20 protein-coding genes, 1 pseudogene and 1 other annotated feature are annotated in these 20,415 nt (G+C 47.8%); of the genes and pseudogenes, 3 read left to right on the top strand and 18 right to left on the bottom strand.

Going from position 1 to position 20,415, the window contains the following annotated elements:
* Positions 1-57: 57 nt before the first annotated feature.
* From AYR61_RS15165 to AYR61_RS06785, 4 genes and pseudogenes are all read right to left on the bottom strand, one after another.
* Positions 58-207 carry a hypothetical protein gene (locus tag AYR61_RS15165; protein ID WP_156319416.1) on the bottom strand — a complete coding sequence of 50 codons (150 nt, stop codon included), beginning with the start codon at positions 205-207 and terminating at the stop codon, positions 58-60.
* 418 nt (positions 208-625) lie between these two features.
* Positions 626-1,901: pseudogene (locus AYR61_RS06795) on the bottom strand (IS1380 family transposase).
* Positions 1,902-2,146: 245 nt separating this feature from the next.
* Positions 2,147-2,566: a hypothetical protein gene (locus tag AYR61_RS06790; RefSeq protein ID WP_054712467.1), complete on the bottom strand. Its 420-nt coding sequence runs from the start codon at positions 2,564-2,566 to the stop codon at positions 2,147-2,149.
* A 471-nt stretch (positions 2,567-3,037) separates the two neighbouring features.
* Entirely contained in the window at positions 3,038-4,117 is a 1,080-nt protein-coding gene (locus AYR61_RS06785) for a GntR family transcriptional regulator (protein WP_054712470.1), read from the bottom strand.
* Positions 4,118-4,320: 203 nt separating this feature from the next.
* Here AYR61_RS06785 and AYR61_RS06780 point away from each other — a divergent pair, with 203 nt between their 5' ends.
* Positions 4,321-5,349, top strand: a complete 1,029-nt coding sequence (locus AYR61_RS06780; protein ID WP_054712473.1) for an aldose epimerase family protein — start codon at positions 4,321-4,323, stop codon at positions 5,347-5,349.
* Between the two features lie 263 nt (positions 5,350-5,612).
* Here AYR61_RS06780 and AYR61_RS06775 read toward each other — a convergent pair whose 3' ends face one another.
* The 12 genes from AYR61_RS06775 to hisJ form a co-directional block, all read right to left on the bottom strand.
* Positions 5,613-6,488: an AraC family transcriptional regulator gene (locus AYR61_RS06775; RefSeq protein ID WP_083220044.1), complete on the bottom strand. Its 876-nt coding sequence runs from the start codon at positions 6,486-6,488 to the stop codon at positions 5,613-5,615.
* Between the two features lie 568 nt (positions 6,489-7,056).
* The gene (gene hisC, locus AYR61_RS06770; protein WP_056987244.1) at positions 7,057-8,130 is read right to left on the bottom strand and encodes a histidinol-phosphate transaminase; all 1,074 of its coding nucleotides are present in this window, start codon (positions 8,128-8,130) and stop codon (positions 7,057-7,059) included.
* Positions 8,131-8,154: 24 nt separating this feature from the next.
* Positions 8,155-8,475: a phosphoribosyl-ATP diphosphatase gene (gene hisE, locus AYR61_RS06765; RefSeq protein ID WP_054712479.1), complete on the bottom strand. Its 321-nt coding sequence runs from the start codon at positions 8,473-8,475 to the stop codon at positions 8,155-8,157.
* Positions 8,476-8,477: 2 nt separating this feature from the next.
* Complete coding sequence (gene hisI, locus AYR61_RS06760) at positions 8,478-8,816, bottom strand: phosphoribosyl-AMP cyclohydrolase (protein WP_054712482.1); 339 nt, start codon at positions 8,814-8,816, stop codon at positions 8,478-8,480.
* Entirely contained in the window at positions 8,813-9,571 is a 759-nt protein-coding gene (gene hisF / locus AYR61_RS06755; protein WP_054712493.1) for an imidazole glycerol phosphate synthase subunit HisF, read from the bottom strand. The genes hisI and hisF overlap by 4 nt, the downstream gene beginning before the upstream one ends.
* Positions 9,561-10,289 carry a 1-(5-phosphoribosyl)-5-[(5-phosphoribosylamino)methylideneamino]imidazole-4-carboxamide isomerase gene (gene hisA / locus AYR61_RS06750; RefSeq protein WP_065902257.1) on the bottom strand — a complete coding sequence of 243 codons (729 nt, stop codon included), beginning with the start codon at positions 10,287-10,289 and terminating at the stop codon, positions 9,561-9,563. Before hisA ends, hisF begins: the two co-directional genes overlap by 11 nt.
* Complete coding sequence (hisH, locus tag AYR61_RS06745; RefSeq protein ID WP_054712499.1) at positions 10,267-10,893, bottom strand: imidazole glycerol phosphate synthase subunit HisH; 627 nt, start codon at positions 10,891-10,893, stop codon at positions 10,267-10,269. The genes hisA and hisH overlap by 23 nt, the downstream gene beginning before the upstream one ends.
* Positions 10,894-11,478, bottom strand: coding sequence for an imidazoleglycerol-phosphate dehydratase HisB (gene hisB, locus AYR61_RS06740; RefSeq protein ID WP_056987243.1), 585 nt, complete (start codon positions 11,476-11,478; stop codon positions 10,894-10,896). It lies immediately after the preceding gene.
* Between the two features lie 609 nt (positions 11,479-12,087).
* Entirely contained in the window at positions 12,088-13,371 is a 1,284-nt protein-coding gene (hisD, locus tag AYR61_RS06735; RefSeq protein WP_065902255.1) for a histidinol dehydrogenase, read from the bottom strand.
* Between the two features lie 4 nt (positions 13,372-13,375).
* On the bottom strand, positions 13,376-14,008 hold the full coding sequence (gene hisG, locus AYR61_RS06730; protein ID WP_065902253.1) for an ATP phosphoribosyltransferase: 633 nt from the start codon (positions 14,006-14,008) through the stop codon (positions 13,376-13,378).
* A 5-nt stretch (positions 14,009-14,013) separates the two neighbouring features.
* A complete protein-coding gene (locus AYR61_RS06725) occupies positions 14,014-15,153 on the bottom strand; it encodes an ATP phosphoribosyltransferase regulatory subunit (RefSeq protein WP_054712100.1) in 1,140 nt (379 codons plus the stop codon).
* A gap of 53 nt (positions 15,154-15,206) precedes the next feature.
* Positions 15,207-15,467 (bottom strand) — a binding site (T-box leader).
* A gap of 69 nt (positions 15,468-15,536) precedes the next feature.
* Positions 15,537-16,382, bottom strand: a complete 846-nt coding sequence (gene hisJ / locus AYR61_RS06720; RefSeq protein WP_225356525.1) for a histidinol-phosphatase HisJ — start codon at positions 16,380-16,382, stop codon at positions 15,537-15,539.
* Between the two features lie 114 nt (positions 16,383-16,496).
* Here hisJ and AYR61_RS06715 point away from each other — a divergent pair, with 114 nt between their 5' ends.
* Together AYR61_RS06715 and AYR61_RS06710 are read left to right on the top strand one after the other, a co-directional pair.
* Positions 16,497-17,090, top strand: a complete 594-nt coding sequence (locus tag AYR61_RS06715) for a M15 family metallopeptidase (protein ID WP_065902251.1) — start codon at positions 16,497-16,499, stop codon at positions 17,088-17,090.
* Positions 17,091-17,183: 93 nt separating this feature from the next.
* Entirely contained in the window at positions 17,184-18,275 is a 1,092-nt protein-coding gene (locus AYR61_RS06710; protein ID WP_065902250.1) for a DmpA family aminopeptidase, read from the top strand.
* Here the strand turns inward: AYR61_RS06710 and AYR61_RS15510 are convergent.
* Positions 18,272-19,480, bottom strand: a complete 1,209-nt coding sequence (locus AYR61_RS15510) for a C39 family peptidase (RefSeq protein ID WP_225356524.1) — start codon at positions 19,478-19,480, stop codon at positions 18,272-18,274. The genes AYR61_RS06710 and AYR61_RS15510 overlap by 4 nt on opposite strands.
* Positions 19,477-19,938, bottom strand: coding sequence for an NUDIX hydrolase (locus AYR61_RS06700; RefSeq protein ID WP_054712092.1), 462 nt, complete (start codon positions 19,936-19,938; stop codon positions 19,477-19,479). The genes AYR61_RS15510 and AYR61_RS06700 overlap by 4 nt, the downstream gene beginning before the upstream one ends.
* Positions 19,939-20,415: the final 477 nt, after the last annotated feature.

Raw genomic sequence — 20,415 nt, 5'->3', positions numbered from 1 at the left:
GCAAAAAAAGCGCTCAGACAACCATCTCGCTAAGCAGCTGGTTGTCTGAACGCTTTTTTACTTTTCGTTTTGGTTTTCCTTTTTCATTTCGGCAATCATTTCATCTAAACTTAAATAGGCATGTCTCACTAATTTCTTGTGGTATTCAGCGTTTTCTCGATCAATTTCTCGAATGATTTGGTCATAAATATCCTGTTGGCTTTCCATTGGCTTAGCCTCCTCCTACCGTGGAATATATCATATTTTCAGCAGGTTATAAATAGAATCGCATTACTGTTTTATAACCGCCCTTAGTCTTCGTTCTAACTTCTCGTTATCTAACGCACGATTACCTTTCTGTCGTTCAATATCAGACTTGTCGTGCCATCTTAAAAACAAATGAATCAAATTTGTATAGGGAATTTCCTCACTTTTAATTTCAATTAAGTACCTGAATTATTCATAGTTCATAAAAATCCCGTCAGTTTTCGTATTTTTTCGAAAACTGACGGGTATGTCTTTATCTTTTGCTGAAATACGATGTTTATCAGTTCTAGCTAGTGAGATCTTTCAACTAACTCAGAATTGCTTTGAACTTTTGGATACACTTGTCCCTTGGTTGTACAGATTTTTTTAATTTTGCCGGTTATTCAATAGCCTGGATACGCTGTAGAGCCTGGTAGAACAGCCGATGGTAAACATGATACGAGCTCAGCCGCAACTGAATGCGTCGGCCAGTATGCACAACACGTGCCGCAACTTTGAATAAACGGATCCGCAATGTGCTAACGCACAAGCCGGAATCATGTTTTGTCAGTGCTAGCTGCTTTAAAAAGTTGACAATATTGTAAGCCAGTACACTAACCATCATCCGGGCAGCATTGGCATTAAACGTTGGACTATCAGTCTTATCGAAAAAGAAACCTGTTTTAGCTTCTTTGATGTAATTTTCCATTTGGCCGCGTTTGTGATACAGTTCGAAGGCAGTTTCAGCCGTTAAATTAGTCAGATTAGTGACGATAAATTCATGTGAAAAGATCAGTTCACCAGCTACTCGAGTTGATTTAATATAAATCTGCCGTGGCTTAGGCCACGATGCTGATTGATAGATTTCAGAGTAGTAATGAGTCTCTTCCTCTTGCCACTGGGTTTGATCACTGATCTTGACGAACTTTTCAGCTAGATTCTGTAATTTTCGATTGCATTTGAGTCGAATAATGTAAAACACATCGTTGGCTTCACAGACATCGTAAACTTCTGGCGTGGCGAAGCCACTATCACCACGAACCAGAATGTCAGTCGTGGGCAGCTGAGTTTGATAATGCTTTAATAGTGGTGTTAAAAAAGCTTTTACATCTTTGCTGGTGTAGGCATTTCCAGGACGCAAGACAGCTTTCAATAAGTTACCATCTTGATCAGTTGCCAGTAATGGATGATATCCTTCAGTACCATAATGTGCGTTGTAGTTAGTGGCTTCCTGTTTGCCATAAGTGTCTGAGTGAGTCGAATCGATATCAATAATCGTGGCTGTCTGGTTGGTTAATAGTCGAACACGGTCGATCAAAGCCTCATTTAAAGTCTGTAATGTGCTAACACTATCTTTATCAAAGCGTTGCCAAAGACGGTTTATCCAATAATAATTTAAAAAGCGGTTCTTTTTCTAAAGAAGTTGCCGCAGAATCTGCGCTATAACCAGCAATAATCTGAAGAATTAACTGTTTTAAGATACTAGAATTACTGTGTTGACAATATCGTCGCTGGTCATTGAACCTCAATAGTTTGTCGGCCAAGATGGTGAACTGGAATTTTGCCATCAGCTCTACACACAATGTTAGCCCGCCATCGGAAGATAATTGACCACCCGTATGCGATACTAAAATGTTTTTGTTGAAATTTAATGCCATTTCCTGTAAAGTTTTCAATATAGAGTCCTCTTCTCTCATGTGGTTTTGTTTAGCAATTTAACTATACCAGAGCTGGGGCTCTTTTTGTGTACTTAAAAGGTGAAAATACAAAATACCCATCAAACGCGTGATGCATGTGTTTGATGGGTATTTTGCATATCTTTGTGAATAAATCAGGAAGTAGTCAACATTTTCACTAATAAATTCCAAGAAAATCTTATAAACTGGTTCATAGACTAAATTTTCCTTTACTAAATCGTAGTTCATATAGACTGAAATGCGTTCAAGCGTGTTAAAGAGTGCCCATAACCGCTTTTATTTTTTGCCAGCCATATCATCTTTTTTTCTAAGGTCTGTTGATTTTTTGATATATTTGGAGACATTTCTAGTCTTTGACCTGAATCAATTTTATTCTCGTTTGTTTTCCTAATCAATTTAAAATTACTCGTATAAGTCTTTTTCACTTCTTCGATTTGTGGCAAAATGCTTTCATTAAATGTCTTCAAAACATTAATCGAATTTTGAACTAACAACTGTTCTCCCTCTCTGAAAACTTTCTTTCGATTATTTTTAAATTCTATAACAGCAATCACGATAAGAATAACACCCATTATCGTGGCAACATTTGAAAATACTGATGTAATCTGCTGACTGGCTTCAAAAATCTTACCCACTTCATTCATCCAACTTCCTCCAGTAGTTTGAGGATTTAATTTTCCCCTCTTTGTATTGCTTTACTAAATAACTACGAAGTAAAACACTCAAAGTTTTTTTCAAAAAGTTTTTTCAGCTAAGCCCTAAATACTCCTTTGCAGCAAATCAAAAAAAGCGCTCAGACAACCATCTCGCTAAACAGCTGGTTGTCTGAACGCTTTTTGTATGTTGTAGGAAACTGTTATGTTGCGTCGTGTTAGGCAGACCCGACCGGTACACCGATGACAGCATCGCTGCTTTCCATCAGTCAGCGGCGCAGGATCGCATCTCAGCGCTAACAGGCCCCTATCTCCCTTTAATCATCCATGTTAAACATGTGACTGGTATTATCATACACCAAAATGCCTGAAAATAATGGGCAAAATTCAAATTTATTAATGGCTTTATCAGTTATTTAGACCATTTAAAACCCGGTTTGCCATTTTTCGAAAGATTGGTGATTAGTCGTTTTTTGCAACCGACTTTCGTGTAATCAATTCCGGCTCATACTGAATGGATTCGACCGGATTCTTGCCAATCATCGTCATCAATAACCGTGCCGAATCGTGGCCCATCCGTTCCTTCTCATGTGCCATCGTGGTTAACGGCGGATCCATGTAGCGACTCAGACTATAGTCATCAAAGCCGGTGATCGACACGTCGCCTGGAATAGTAAGGTTGAGCGACTTGATCAGATCCATGACCTGAATGGCTAACTGATCGTTATAACAGATCACTGCGGTTGGCCGATTATCGGCCTTCAGGTGTTCTTCGATCTGCGCCAAAACGTCCTTGATGGCGTCCCTGGACTGGTACATGACCACGTTGGACTTCAGCGCAATCGTTGGGTGTTGCTGGTAGGCTTTCACAAACCCGTTCATTCGGCTGACCCCCTGCGCATCATCCACCTGAAAAACGCCTAAAATACGCTCATGACCCTGATCGATCAGATAGTTCGTCAACCTCACAAGTGCGCCCTCATCATCCGTTGTCACGGAAATACCGGGCACTGCGTCGTAGGTGGCATTAATGAACACCGTTGGCAACTGCAACTCTTTAATTTTATCGTAGAGGTCGCGGTTCGGCGTCGCAATCGTACTCTGCGTTGGTTCAATGATCAGTCCGGCTACGTTTGAATCCAGCATCGTGATCAGTGACCGGCGCTCCCGCTGCGGATCATTGTGCGTGTTCGCCAGCAACGTCGTATAGCCGTTATCGGAAATGATCTGGTCAGCCCCACTTATAATGCTTGGGAAAATATAGTCTGAGATGTGCGTGGCAACGATGCCGATCATCCGGTTATTCGTTTTTTCCTTGGCCTTAACGCTCTGCCAATCGTTCACGTACATCCCGCCGCCCTGAATGCGGTAAACCAGGTGTTCATTTTCCAGATCGCCGATTGCCCGCCGGACCGTGTAGCGGCTGACATCGTATCGCGCCATCAATTCAGATTCAGTGGGCAGCTTGGCCCCGATGGCGTATTCACCGGAAAGGATCTTGTCCTTGACCCCTTCCTCAACCATTTCGTATTTTGCTTGCATGTTTGGAAGCTCCATCCATTTATAATTAGTCTAATCTGTCATTCAGTATTAATATAGCATATATTTCCCACCCATTCATTTCCCAATCAATTTTCTGGAAAAACCTTGACTTTCTTGCCAATCAATATCAAATTCGAAAGCGTATTCAATTAAATTTATACGGACAACTCACACAAAAATTTGCCCAAGGAAGTGGCTGACTAATGAAGACAACCGAAGAAATTTTCGACCAGTATCAAGATCAAGACGTGACTGCGTTTCACCTGGAAAACGACAATGGCGTGCGCGCCACAGTGCTGAGTCAGGGCGGCATCATCCGTGAGCTCAGCGTGCCAACCGCTAACGGCCAGCAAAACCTCCTATTGGAATACCCGCACACAGCGGACTACTACGCGAACCCATTTTACGTCAACATGATGATCGGCCCCGTTGCTGGGCGAATCAAGGACGCTCAATTTGAAGTCAACGGCAAGGTCACAAGCCTAACACCAAATGAAAACGGTAATGAGCTCCATAGCGGCGCTCACGGGTTCCACTCTGTTCAGTGGGAAGGCTACACCGAGACAAGCGACGACAAGGCAACCTTGACGCTGCACCACAAGTTCGAAGATCAGGAAGGCGGTTTTCCTGCCATGACAGTCGACGTCACCTATACGCTGACGAACACCAATACGTTTACCGTTCATTTTGCAGCTGAAACCACAGTTGCCACAACATTTAACCCAACCTACCACACCTATTTCAACCTCAATGGTGCCGAGAGCATCCGCGACCACGACCTGCAGATCAATGGGACGCGTCATTTAGCCGTTGACTCAGAGAAGATTCCGACTGGCGACTTCATCGAAAACGCCGACACACCATTCGATTTTGCCACCACAACGCGTTTAGGCGACGCCATTGATGGCATGCAGGATACGACCGAAAAAGGCTTCGATGACATTTATGAAGTGCGGCCAACTGGCGACACCCATGATGTGGTCACCGTCAGTGATCCAGCAAACAATCGAGCGGTCACTCTCCAATCCAAGCGAAACGGCCTGATTGTCTTCACCGCCAACTCGTTTACACCAGATATGGCCCTCACCGTGGGTCACGGTAAGCCATACATGGGCATCGCGTTGGAAGCACAAAACTTGTCCGACGCCACCCGCTTTGAAAACTTTGGCGACGTGACATTGTTCCCTGGTGAAACAAAGTATTATGAGATTGGGTATCACGTGACGTTTTAAATAGCTTGATTGAGGTGCTATTTCGCTCCGTTCCGCTGGTCGGTTACTGATATACGAGTCGAATGAGATCCACTCGAGAGCTGCGCAGCAGAAATTGAGTTAGCTCATTCGCAAGCCACCACTGCGGAGTGCCAAAACGCGCAGTGCAGCGGACTATCACAAAAATATTCAACATTAAATAGCAAAAAAGAAAAAGGACCTCCACCATCGGAAGTCCTTTTTATATTGCCTAAAAATTTTTAATCAAATTTGTCCACACAACTCTACTCTTGTGGATTGATGCCCTGTTCACGATACTTTGATGGGGAAACACCAGTGTACTTCTTAAACGACGTTGAGAAGTAATAAATGTTTTGGAACCCAACTTCCATCGCGATATCGGCAATCGAGAGATCCGTATTTAACAGCTTGCGGCTGGCCTCTTCCATGCGATACTGCATCAGGTATTCAGCTGGGGATAACCCAACCGTTTGTCGTAGAATTTTGACGAGGTAGGTGCCGCGCTGGGCAAAGTGGTCGCTAAGTGTCTTACTCGTAATTTTGTCTTGATAGTGATCCTTCAAATACCGTTGCAGTGCCAGTGACAACTGCGTGAGTTCGTCCTGCGCGTTGTTTTGCGTCTGCATCAGGTCTAATAACCGGATGAACAAACCCTGGGTCTCAAAGAATCGGTGCGATTCACAATCGGTCGTTTCCTTGATCAGCTCGGTGACAAGGGTATAAATCGCATCCGGTTCGGTCAACGGCTGGTACTGGCGTAAAAACAGGGTCTGAACGGGAACAACTGGGTGTAACATCATTGATTTGATCGAATTCTTAGCCGGGGTCAGACTGGCTTGCATATTCCAGTCGCCCGCCACGTAGAAGGTGATGCAGTCCACAAGAACCGTGTCGGATTGCGCCCACCAAGAATAGCGGTGACGACCCGGCACTAAAATGAACAGTTCGTTTTCGTGTACGGTGGTCTCCACGCCATCCTGCATCAAGATCAGCTGACCTCGACGCACAAATGCGAACACAAAGTATTCTGAATGAATTTGCGTTTCTTTGTGGCCACCTAATTCGAGTTCAACGCGGTGTCCTTCAATGAAGGTGGGCATCGGCAAACAAGAAAGCGATAAGTAGGCGGATTGTGTCACAGAAATCTCCCCTTTCCTGACACTTATTGAACAGTGCGTTTATCTAGTATTTATTTTATCATGAAATAAGTCAGTTTCACGTATTTAGCCCGAATCTATGGCGATGGGTGGCGAATAGTGGCCTTTAAAACAACACGTGTTCAAAACATCGTCATCAAGATTGGCAACTTAACAAATTTAGCCATCATTTTGGCTTAAATTTGCAGATTCTCACTATATAATAGGCACATTCATATTGCAATGATTAAAATTGGCTTATTCGCTTACATTATTTTTTATGGTCTTCGAGAATGAATGACTATGAACCGCCAGTCAATAAACGTGCAACCCAGTGTTGCTTATTTTTAGTAAAATAAGTGTCAATAGACTAAGAGACATGCCGTTATGTCACCTATTAAAAAGCGCCCCTGTGGGTTTCACCCCCCGACTCCCATCATTTTAACGGCAAAACAAAAAAATCGTTTCCCCCATGTACGAGTGACCGTGCAACCGAAAGTTTATGCAAATAAAAATGGTGTTCAAGAAAGATAAGTTTTTCTTAAACACCATTTTTATAATTAGCTGTCACTTATTTTACAAATGCCGCGATAATCTCTTGAACAGCTTGATTATCTGCAGGCTGTCCAATTGTGACGCGCAACCAGTTATCTCCCAATCCGGAACGCAGTAGATACCCGTTTTTCAGCAAAGTGGCGGCTAATCCGTCTGCATCCGCGACTTTAAAGAAGATAAAATTGGCCTGTGACGGGTAAAACGCGATGCCCTGGTCAGTTAGAAATTGTTGCCATTTCTTGCGTTCAGCAGCCACCGTCGTCACGGTTTTGGTAACAAACGACTGATCCTGAAAGGCCGCCGTGGCAGCAATCTCCGTAAACGTGCTGAGGTTATACGGCAACCGTACGCGTTCGAGTTGGTTGCCTAGGGTTGGCGACACGATGGCGAATCCAACCCGAAAGTTTGCGAGGCCATAGGCTTTTGAAAACGTCCGCAACACAACGAGGTTGTCAAATTGCGCCATTAACGAGAGAGCTGAAGGATCGTCCTCAACCGTCGTGAAGTCGATATAGGCCTCGTCGACAATGACGGTCACACTTGCTGGGACCGTCTTCATAAAGGCAGCGATCTCAGCCTTAGAGACAAACGTCCCAGTCGGATTGTTGGGATTGCAGATCCAGATCATCCGCGTTTTTGGTGTGATGGCGTTCGTGAAGCTTGCCAGATCCGTCACGCCGTCACTGTCAACAGAAACATCAACCATCGTTGCCCCTTCAACGACCGCGTTCAGGGCATATTCGGAAAAGGTCGGCTCAGCCACAATGACGTCATCGCCTGGTTCAACTAACGTGCGCGACAACAGCGCCAGAATCTCATCCAACCCGTTCCCAAACACCAGCGCATCCGCCGACACGTTTAACCGCGATGCAATTGCCTCTCGCAAGGTCGTCATGTTGGAATCCGGGTAACGGTTTGCCCCAGTAAAGCCCCACTTAGACAGTGCTTCAGCGACCCTCGGTGACGTGCCAAAGGCATTTTCATTAGCGGACAGGCGAACTAGCTTACTCAGCCCCTCCCGCTGTTTTAAGGCGTCTAGTGTGTCTTCTGGTGTGTATGGTTTTAAATCAGCAATGGCTTTTTTGACCATGGGTTCACCCATCCTTTCTGAGATTTAGAGATCCTTGATATCGCGTCGTTCCTTCGTCTTGCTCATTAATCCTTCACGGTCGGCAAGTTCCTTCTTCACTTGGTCCGTGCTAATGCCGCGTTCAGCCATCAGAACCAACACGTGGTAGGCAAGATCGGCCACTTCGTAAACAAATTCGTCGTCGCTATCATTTTTAGCCGCCACCACAACTTCGGTGGATTCTTCGCCGACCTTCTTTAAAATTTTGTCTAGTCCTTTGGTGAAGAGGTAGTCGGTGTAGGAGCCTTCCTTAGGGTTGGCCTTCCGTTGCAGAATCAGTTGGTACAGTTCGTCTAAGTCTTGCATGGTTAATCCTCCTGTTGGTTAAGTGTGATATCGCGGTAAAAACAGCTCGTGTGCCCGGTGTGACAGGCTGGTCCGGCTGGATTCACGCGGACCAGTAACGTGTCTTCGTCGCAGTCGATCGAGATGGCAACAACGTCTTGTGTGTTGCCAGAAGTTGCCCCTTTGTGCCAGAGTTCCTGGCGGCTGCGGGACCAGAACCAGGTCTGGCCATCCTTAAGCGTGAGTTGATAACTGGCTTCGTTCATGTAGGCCATCATCAGCACCTGGCTAGTCTTATCGTCCACAACGATGGTGGGCACAAGACCGTCGGCTGACTTGGTAAAATCAGGTTTTAACGTCATCGAACAGTCACCCCGTTTGCGCGTAATTCTTGTTTAACATCACTGATGGTCAGTTCGCCAAAGTGGAAAACGGAAGCGGCCAGAGCGGCGTCAACGTTAGTTTCTTCAAAGACATCGGTAAAATGCTGTAACCGCCCGCAGCCACCGGAAGCGATGATGGGCACCGAAACGGCGTTGCCAAGGGCCTGATAGAGTTTGAGGTCGAACCCTGACTTGGTGCCATCCTTGTCCATGCTGGTCACGAGTAGTTCGCCAGCCCCCTTTGCGACCCCCTCTTGTGCCCATTTAATGGCGTCAAGGTCAGTAGCTTTACGGCCGCCGTTCGTGTAGACAACGTAGCGGTTGGTTGCCGGGTCCCACTTCGTATCAATGGCTAAAACGATACATTGGGCGCCAAATTTTTCAGCGCCCGCAGTGATCAGATTCGGGTCATTCACGGCAGCTGAGTTCACAGCAACCTTATCGGCGCCAGCCTTGAGCAGCCGTTGCATGTCATCAATGGTGTGAATCCCGCCGCCAACCGTCAGGGGCATAAAGACTTGTGACGCCACCTGTTCGATGGTGTCTACAATGGCTTTGCGTTTCTCATTCGTTGCCGTAATGTCGAGGAAGACGAGTTCATCAGCACCCTGTTTTTCATAGGCGGCCGCAATTTCAACAGGATCACCAACATCCGTTAAATTCACAAAGTTGACTCCCTTTTTCACCCGGCCGTGATCCACGTCCAGGCAGGGAATAATGCGTTTAGCTAACATCCGAAGCCACCTCCGCTAATGTGTCCAATGGCAAGTCGCCCGTGGTCATGGCGCGACCAACGATGGCGGCTTTGATGCCGTTATCGGCCAAGGTCTTGAGGTCGGCCACCGTGGTGACGCCGCCTGAAGCAATCACCTCAGCATCAGGAAATTTCGTTTGCAATTCCGTTAATTGTTTCGTATTCGGACCGCTCAACATGCCGTCTTTTGAAATATCTGTCACAACGAAGTTCACCACGCCAAAGGCCACCATCGAGGACATCAAGGTCGCCATGGTCACGTCGGATTCTTCCAACCAGCCAGAAATCGCGACTCGGCCATCCTTGCCATCGATGCCAACCACGATCTGGTCGTTACCAAACTGGGCAATGGCTTGCTGCACGAGATCGGGATCGGTGAGCGCTGCAGAACCGAGAATCACCCGATTAACGCCGCTGGTGAGGTAACTGTTGATCTGTGCAAGGGTTCGAATCCCGCCGCCAACTTCTACCTTGAGCGACGTTTCGCGGCAAATGGTTTCAATTAAATTGCGGTTCACTGGTCGGCCCGTCTTGGCCCCGTCCAGATCAACGAGGTGCAAACGCTGCAACCCAGCCGCTTCAATTTGTTTGGCCTGCGCCACCGGGTCGTTCGCGATCAACGTCGTTTTATCGAACTTTCCCTGAGACAATCGGACACTTTGCTGATCAATTAAATCAATTGCTGGAATAATTTGCATTGTCGATGACCTCCTTAAATGCCCGCAGCCCATTCAGGCCAATCTGGCCGCTCTTCTCCGGGTGAAATTGCATCCCGATGACGTTGTCACGCCGCACGATGCTCGGCAGTGTCACGCCATAATCACAGGTTGCTAAAATATTTTCTGGTGCTGTTTTGGCGTAAAACGAGTGGACAAAGTAGGTCGACTCTTGATTAAAGCCAGCCGCTATTGGGTCGTCCTGCGTCATCGTATTGAGGTCCCAACCCATGTGGGGCACCTTCACACCAAGGTTGTCAGGAATGGCGACCACGTTCCCGGGAATCAACCCAAGTCCCGTGTTCTCGCCAAACTCAAACCCGCGTTCAAACAATAATTGCATCCCCAGACAGATGCCCAACATTGGCGTCCCCTGAGCTGCAACTTGTTGAATCACCGTCACCAACCGCCGTTCCCGCAGCGCGTCCATGGCTTTACCAAAGGCGCCGACCCCAGGAAGAACCACACCGTCCGCTTGTTGAATCACGGCCGGATCGGCTGACAAGGTGTTTTCAATGTGTAAATAGTCGAGGGCCTTCTTCAAGTTTCTGGTGTTGCCCGTATCGTAGTCGATGATGACGATCATTTAGATGACTCCTTTCGTTGATGGCACCCCTTTTATTTCAGGATTCAGTGTCACGGCTGCGCGGGTGGCGCGGCCAAGGGCTTTAAATAGTGTTTCGATCTTGTGGTGGGTGTTTCGGCCGTACAATACTTCAGCGTGGCAGTTCAGCTCAGCGTTGAAGGCAAAGGCCTGGAAGAAATCTTCGGTAACTTCCGTGTCGTAATCGCCCAATTTAGGGTTCGTGAGTTCAGCGTTGAAAACAAGGTATGATCGGCCCGACAGATCGATGACGACCCGACTCAGTGTTTCATCCAACGGAATCAGCGCTGAACCAAACCGTTCGATTCCCGCTTTGTCACCAAGGGCTTCCTTGAGTGCCATCCCAAGCGCGATTCCAACATCTTCAGTCGTGTGGTGCGGATCAACATTCAAGTCACCGTTTGCCTTAACCACCAAGCCAAAACGGCCGTGGCGGGCGAAGGCATCGAGCATGTGGTTAAAGAACCCAATGCCCGTATCGATATCAATGGTACTGTAGTCATCCAGATTCAAGCTCAACTTGATCTGGGTCTCTTTTGTGTTTCGTTCAATGGTTGCTTGGCGCATTTGGGTTCCCTCCTATTGTTGGTCATGAAATAGCGTTTTGTTGCCGCTTCGTTGCGCCGTTCGGCCCTGCAGGCTGAGGTGGGGTCGCTCCGGAGCTATTGAATTTCTTAGCAGAAATTCAAGGATCTCCTACGTCTCCCGTGTTTGTAACCGACCAAAGAACGGTCGCTAACAACCACCGACACCACAGCCTGCAGGGCCGAACGGCTCCACTACGCTAAGATACCTGTATTATTCAGCATTGACGATAACTCATCATGGCGTTGCCGTGACAGCTTTCAATTAATCACTATCGTTATCTGAAACATTGCATAAAGCATTGCTATCAAATGGCTTACTAGCAGTTGAGGGCGGATTCTCCTCGAACTCGGTTTAACGCCATTGCGTTGCTTAACTAATTTATGCAACAAGTTCAACGTCAGTGGAATGGAGCGATTGGGCACGGAGTTGTGGTGTCGATATCACTTGGTGGGCGCGATCTTCGGCCACCTAGTGATATGCGAGTCGAATGAGATCCACTCGAGAGCTGCGCAGCAGAAATCGAGTTAGCTCATTAGCGAGCCACCACTGCGGAGTGCCAAATCGCGCCATGCAACGAATTTCAAAACGCTAATCTGCGAACCGTGATTCAACAGCCCGAGCATGGGCTTCCAACCCCTCAACACGTGCCAAAGTCGTAATGGCCTTTTCTTCCTTTTTCAGAGCAGCCTTACTATAGGTGACAAATTGAATGCGTTTAACGAAGTCGGAAACGCCAAGGGGAGAGAAGAACCGTGCTGTACCGCCAGTTGGCAGGATGTGGTTTGGACCGGCAACGTAATCGCCGACGGGTTCTGAAGCGTTGAAGCCAAGGAAGACGGAGCCGGCATTTTGAATTTGGTTGAGATATTGCATGGCGTCAGCAAGTTCGATCTCCAAGTGTTCTGGAGAAATGGCGTTCATGACGGTAAGGGCTTCATCCAGGGTGTCCGTAACGGCAATGAACCCTTTATTTTCAACGGAAGCACTCGCAATTTCTTCACGGGGCAACGTTTTGAGTTGTTCATCAATTTGGTCGGAAACAGCTTGAGCAAATGATTCGCTTGGTGTGACCATCATTGGCCGCGCGAGCTTATCATGTTCAGCTTGAGATAACAGGTCAGCCGCCACTTCACGGGGGTTGGCGCTGTCGTCAGCAATGACGCCGATTTCGGAAGGGCCGGCAATCATATCAATGTCGACTTGCCCGAAAACTTGTTTCTTGGCCACAGCAACGAAGATGTTCCCAGGGCCAGTGATTTTATCGACGCGGGGAATGCTTTGCGTCCCATAAGCTAACGCGGCAATGGCTTGCGCACCACCGACTTGGTAAACTTCGTCGATGCCGGCAATTTTAGCAGCGGTTAAAACGGCTTGGCCGATACCATTCTTTTGGGGTGGTGTGACCATGACAATTTTGGAAACCCCAGCGAGTTTAGCGGGAATCACGTTCATCAAGATCGATGATGGGTAAGCGGCAGTCCCACCGGGAACGTATAACCCGACAGCGGCTAATGGTGTGATTTTCTCGCCACGAACAACGCCGGGTTGTTCTGCATCAACGAAGCCGTTTTGAATTTCCTTTTTGTGGTAGCTGACAATGTTGTTCTTGGCGAGATTCAACGCATCGATTAAATCCTGATCAGCATTTTCGTACGCGGCATCAATATCGCTTTGCGGCACGCGCAGGTCAGTGAGTTCAACCTTGTCGAATTTGCGGCTGTAGTCGCGTAGCGCGTCATCGCCATTTTGAATGACATTACTGATGATACCGGCAACCGTTGCTTCAACTTCTGGTTGGTTAGCCTGCTGGTCAGTTTGACGGTCAACTTGTTCAAGTAATTGGTCTAACGTTTGGTTTTTCAAAATTTTCATATGGCTACACTCCTAAATTTTTTTGGGCTTCTTGCAACTTGTTAATGAAGGTTTTAATTTCCGGCCGGTACTGTTTCACAGCCAGTCGATTGACAACTAATTTGGTGCTGACGGGTTGGAGTTCGGCGTAAACGTGCAGGTCGTTCTCCTTCAACGTTGTGCCTGTCTCCGTGATGTCGACGATGGCGTCGGCCAAACCGATAAGCGGCGCCAACTCCACCGAGCCCTCGATCTTAATGATCTCAACATCTTCGCCGATACTTTGAAAGTACCGCTTGGTGATGTTCGGGTACTTCGTGGCAATGATCTTGCGCCGAACCTGCTGGGGATTGAAATCCCGGGTGGACGCAAGGACGAAACGGCACTTACCGACCCCCATGTCTAACATCGCGTATTGCGGGTTATTCTGTTCGGCAAGGATATCGCTGCCAACAATCCCAATATGGACGGAACTGTTGTTGAGATACGTCAGAACATCGGGTCCCTTGACCAAAATGATTTGGAAATTCGGGTCTTCGTTGAAAATCAACCGCCGGCCCTTATTGCGAACGCCGCTGCAGTCGATGCCGCTGGCTTCAAGCAGTGGCACGACCTGCTGTTCAACACGGCCCTTGGTTAGGGCAATTTTAATGGTCATGGTGCTCACCTGCCTTCCGTTAGATCAATGAGGGTGCGATTGGTGCTGGTCGCGATCTGGCCGGCTTCTTCGCGGCTGTCAGCCAAACACAACGTGCTGTTGGGTGTGTCATTCAGCGTGGCTTCAGCTAACTGCCACTGGTCAGTATCGAAGTAGATCAAGGTCTGGTCGGCAGAAGCTGGTTCCGGCATCCGGTCAACCAATGCATCCGTATCAAACGCCAACCCAACCGCGGGTTCTTTGACCTGTTGGAAACTGGTCAGCAGTTCGTCATACCGGCCGCCGCTAAAGAGGTAGTCGCTGGAATTTTGGGTGTACCCCTGAAACGCCATGCCCGTGTAGTAACTCTGCGGGGACGGAATGCTGAGGTCGAGGAAGACTTCCTGGTCTGGCGCCTGCGTTTTGATAAAGCCAGCCGTTTGTTTCAAATTACTGATGACCGGTACAAGCGCGGCAATGTCTGGTAACGTGTCCACGACTTGAATAACATCGTTGAACGATCCAAACAGCCACGGCCATTCGTTGAGAAACGGCTCAAATGCGGTGTCTGCCAGTGGTTTGCAAAGTTGCTTATACCGGCTAAGGTCCTTAGCGAACAAGGCTTGCTTCAAGGCGTTCTTGGTTGGTTCGGGGATGGGCAACGCGGCAAGGACGGCATCCGTGAAGCGTGCATCGCCAAGTTCCAGCGTCCAGTCGGTAATGCCGGCTGCTGCGACGCCTTCCAGCGCAATTTTTAAACATTCCCACTCACCTTTGAGACTCGCATAACCCACAAGCTCAATGCCGGCTTGCGTGAGTTGGTTGTAACTGCCGGAAAGTTGCTTTTTGACCCGAAACACATCGCCGCTGTAATACCATTTTGCGGGCAACTCAACGCCGGTGGTACTCATGACCCGCGCGACTGGCAGTGTCAGGTCAGGGCGTAAAACCAATGCTTCCCCCTGTTCGTCCAACAGCTGATACGGCCGATAATTGGTGAGGTTCAGCGGTTTGAACACATCCGCATATTCGAGAATCGGTGTGGTTAGTTTGGAAAAGCCGCGCCGTTTAAAGATGGCGAATAAATTCGCAGTGATGGCTTCTTTCATTTCAGCACGAACGCCAAATTCATCGCGGGTGCCGCTTGGTAAATTACGGTTCTTCATCGTCTCACTCCATTTCCTGAAACTAAAAAAATCCCCGTAAGCTAATTAAAGCTTACGAGGACGATCGAGTCGTGGTTCCACCTCATTTTGTTGCTACCTCACGATAGACAACCTTACGTTGCCACCTGCTAGTCGTCGCTAAGGCGAGAACAGCTAGGGGCAACCCTGATAACGCTAAACATGCGTACCGGCTTACTCAAGTTCAGCCGGTCAGTTCATAGACGTGGTTTCATCAATCACCGTGGCTCGGATCCCATCATCCCAAACTCGCTTTACACGATGCGTTGATTACTTGTTCTAATCACAACTTTATTTTGTCATTTAGTTTTAATGTATGAATCAAATATACCCCGTTTTTTCAGGAAGTCAACCCTAATTTAAAATTAATTGGCTACTAGCTGTTGCGCAATGAGCGTATGGTACCCGTGACCTACCTCTTTAACACTGTGCGCATCACTGCCATAAATTAGCGGTATATTAAGGCTGGTGGCACGTTTCAATATTTCAAAGTCTGGGTAAGTTTCATTACAAAATTCTTTGTACAATCCCGCAGCATTGTAATCCAGCTGTCTGTGTTGATTATGAATATTCTCTAATAAAGTATCGACAACCTTAAGTGTTTCTGTCGTGTAAGTCAGAGGTAAGTGGAAATAGTCCTGAAATTTTTTAATCAGGGTGATGTGCCCGATTCTTTGGGGCGCATTGGGTCCCAAATCAGTTATGATTGCTTGATTCAGCGTCTTAAAATATTGTTGGTAGAGTTTCTGCCCATCAGGCTGATGTTGCAAGAGCCCCTTTTTAAAATCAGGCATTGTATCATCTACACACCAAAACTTGTCGTCCGTGCCACGCATGAAGTGCACGGAGAGAATATTTTCATCTGTCTGTGGCCCATAGCTTGCTAAAAAGCCACGCAGCCAATCTTCATAGCCGGCCAGGAAATCAATTTCAAACCCGATTTTAATGGCTAGATCAGCACCGTATTTGGCCTGCATTTGGTGACATTTCTTAAAGTAAGCGGGCAGGTCACTCATTGTCATCGATGCCTCAGTTAGGCCTGTTTCTTCACCAGCATACTCACTGGAAAAGGCATCGGGTAGTGGCGCATGTTCGGTAATACAATATTCTTTGAACCCCAATTGAATCGCTTTTTGAATCATCAATTCAACATCATCACCACTGCCATGCGGGCAAAACTCCGTGTGCGAATGGCCTTCCTTTTTGATCATATGGCACCTCATTTCAGTCGATCTGCGTTATCCAACAAACAATTTGGTATAATAACCCTATTAAGTTCTCATTTATTTTTCATATTACCCTGTCAAAGGAGGTCAGTCCAGTCTATGTTTAACGATAATCGGATCACGGTTGCGAAAGATATTGTGCCAGATCCGGGATTTACCAACCTGCAGACCATCGATGACAGCATTATTGTTGATCTCAAATATGCCACGACGGACAACTTCACCGGCCAAATGATTTATGACTTCAAGACCGCGGTTGCGCGTACTGGTACCGCCAAAAAATTAGGTATTGCTGCGCAACTCCTACGCGCTCAAGGCTACCGAATCAAAATTTGGGATGCTTACCGGCCCACCATTGCGCAAGAAAAACTCTTTTCAGTATGCCCCGACCCCATGTGGGTAGCGCCGCCAAATCCAAATTATAGTCATGAAAAAGGGGTCACGTTTGACCTGACACTAACCGACCTCGACGGCAATGAGTTACCGATGCAAAGCGGCTTTGACGACTTTTCAGACCGTGCGAAACGCAGCTATCAGCGCACTGACGAACAAGACCGGTATTACCGGCTGCTGCTTGACGTCATGACGAAGGCCGATTTTCACGGATATGAAAACGAGTGGTGGGACTACCAGGACAACGATGCAGAGGCATATGGGCCAAAACAGGTTGACCCTAATGATTATGCAGAGTAGCTAACGCTGTGTTGTTATTTTACAACGATTCGTTATATTAGTATCCTGTCATGAAGCAATACACAAAAATTTTCAGAATTGGAGACGATCCACATGGGACTTACCCACCCCTTTCTTGACCCTGTCAGCACCACAAAACCAGGGCCAAAGAATCTCATTACCGATGTGCCTGGCGTCACCGTTGGCCAGGTTACTTATCAAGACGGGACTCATAACACGGGCGTCACGGTCATTAAACCAACGCCAGACAACGTTTTTCAAAATAAGGTGCCAGCCGCCGCTCACGTCATCAACGGCTTTGGAAAAAGTACGGGCCTCGTTCAAGTCCAAGAACTCGGCACATTAGAAACCCCCATTGTCCTGACAAACACGTTTGCTGTGGGAACGGCCGAAACTGCGTTAGTAAAGGCGCTGATGGCGGATAACCCGGATATCGGCGTCACAACTGGCACGGTTAATCCAGTCATTATGGAATGTAATGATGGTGACATTAATGCGATCCGCGACATTTTTGTCACTGAAGCCGATGTCACCCAAGCACTCGCAACGACCAGCACAAGCTTTGAGGAAGGTACGGTCGGTGCTGGCGTTGGCATGAGCTGCTACGACCTCAAAGGTGGCATTGGCTCAGCCTCCCGCGTGATCAACATCGACGGCAAGCCGTTTACCATGGGCGCCCTTGTCCTCTCAAACTACGGTTTTCTACGCGACCTCAATATTTATAATGAACCAGTGGGCGCCAAGCTCGCGGCATTACAAGATGCCGAAAAAGCCAAAGAAAATGGGAGTATCATCACGATCATCGCGACAGATATTCCCTTTAATTCTCGACAGCTCACCCGAATCAGTAAACGGGCGAGCGTAGGCATTACACGGACAGGTGCGTTTATCGGTAACGGCAGCGGCGAGATCGTCCTCGCATTTTCAACAGCAAACCGAATCAGCCACTACCCGAAAACGGAATTGACCACTCAGGCCGCCATCAGCGACGACAAGTTTGACCGCTACTTTCGCATGACGGTCAGTGTCGTTGAGGAAGCTATCCTCAGTGTGTTAACACACGCCACCACTGTGACTGACCGGAAAGGCCAACCGCGACAGAGTCTCCGCGATGCCATTGACCACTATCTGACCGTCACACCCGACGCTGCACTAGAGCGGCTCAAACAACAGCTCGGTATTTAAAGTAATTCTACGGCCCAGTGGCGCGCGTTATAGGCTTTTTCAAACCGCGCCACCGGCAACCAATAAGCGCCATCAATTGGATCCGACACGTGTAGCAGCTCGCCACAACGCCCATCCAGCAACACGGCATGGTTGTTACTCAGGGCACGGCCAAAAGCGTAGTCATCTGAAACAGGTGTTTCAAATCCCACTGTCACATAGGTGACGATGGGATTTTTTTCTGTCAGCATGTCCTTCAGTTGGGCCGTATCAGCACCACTTACGTTCCGGGCGCGACCATACCGGTTTGCCCATTTCGTTAAGGGTTCTGGAAAAATTGCTTCAAACCGGCCAGCAACATCATCCGCTGGGTCACCGCCAAACCCGTGGTACGGGTTGTAGTCCGCAGCAATCGGCATCTCAGCTAGAAAGGCACCGTAGTCTAACGTCGCGGCTTCAGCTTTCCAATGGAGCCCCATGAGAAGCGCTGCTGGTTCACAGCCGTTGGGCATGCCGCAGAATAACTGATTGATATTTTCAGCGCCTAACATCATATAATCGTTAATGGCAACCGGTGAATTATCAGAAAGCAACACAACGTTAGTTTTTGCAACGTACTGTTTGTTTTCAATTTGGATAAAATACTGTCCCAATTCATCCACGACTTCACCGATGATGGTCCGTAAACTGCCAGCTGCCAGCCGATCGACGACTTGTTCTGCGTCATTAAATACTTGGGCTCCCGTCGGCGTCACAACTTGCAAATAAGAGGCAGTCGTTGGGCGAAACGTTACGACCATGGGTTGCCCCACAATGTGGCAGGCGTCTTGAAGGATTAGATCCCCGTTAGTCGTTTCAAAATAGCGGGCATCCGTGGCTGTCACATCGGCCTGAATAGCCACCGTTTGTTTGAACGCATACTGATTGCCAAAATCGCCGGCAGTGCTAACGCCTCGCACGCCACCGAGTTGACTGACAATAATTGTTTGCGCCGTTAGCGGCCGGCTGACTGTGATGTTCGGCACGAAAACAAGGTCCTCTAGTGGGACCAGCCCCAGTCGCGTTTGCGCCCATTCCTGGTGATTATCAGTCATGATCTGAGTAATCGTCACAAGGTCCTGAAAGCTTAACATATCAATCAGCGCTCCGGTGTTATCAACGAGTCGAGTGCCATTTTGATTGCCGACAATTGCGCGTTGATGATCGATTGCTTGCGTTATTTTCATCGGTTTGCCTCCACATCATCAATTACGGCCTGTGCCATTTTGACACTCTGATCATTAAATAACTTTGGTAAGTTGTCCAAATCAAAATACTTCACCTGCTGCGTTTCATTTGTCACGTGATCCAGTTCATGACCACCAATGACCTTCACAAGGTACAGCGCGGTGATCAGCTGTGTCTGGTCACCATTGGGATAGGTGTAAAAATCCTTATCAAAGAGCTTGAGCAACCGAACCGGTTCAACTTGAAGCCCCGCATCCTCTAAATATTCGCGCCGGCAAGTGTCCTCAAACGACTCGCCAAACTCCATGTAACCGCCGGGAAAACTCCAGTCACCTGTATCAGTGCGTTCCTGCAGCAATAACTGCTGTTGATCATTAAGAACTTCGCCAGCAGCGGTGTTGAGAATGAGGGGCCGGTGCCCGACCAACTGCCGTACTTCATGAATGTAATCTGCCATCTTGGTCATCCTTCCGATTTGGTTTTAGGTTAGGTTTATTATAGCAGAGTGTGTAGCAAGGCGGGTTAGGGCAGAATGTTAGGTGATAGTCCGCTGCATTCCGCAATTTGGCACTCCGTGTGGTGGCTCGCGACTGAGCTAACTCGATTTCTGCTGCGTAGCTCTCGAGTGGATCTCAGTCGTCTCGCACATAGTAACCGACCACAATACGGTTGCTAACTGATGTCGACACCACAGCTCCGTGCCAAATTGCTCCATTCCACTGACGTTGCGCTACCCTTTTATCACTAGTTAAGCATCACAATAGCTTTAAAACTAGTTCGTAGAGAATCCGCCCTCGACTGCTAATAAGGCTATTAACAGCATTGCTTCTCATGAGGTGCTAGTCACCAGTAACGATTAAATTAGAAAGTTCATGATATACCTTATGCCGACCACTGCCAGAATCATAGCGTAGTGGAAACGTGTCCGCAGGTC

It is taken from the genome of Secundilactobacillus paracollinoides (assembly GCF_001702155.1).
In the GTDB taxonomy this organism is placed as follows: domain Bacteria; phylum Bacillota; class Bacilli; order Lactobacillales; family Lactobacillaceae; genus Secundilactobacillus; species Secundilactobacillus paracollinoides.
The sequence above is the reverse complement of the archived record's forward strand: the minus strand, read 5'-3'. Positions and strand labels throughout refer to the sequence as shown.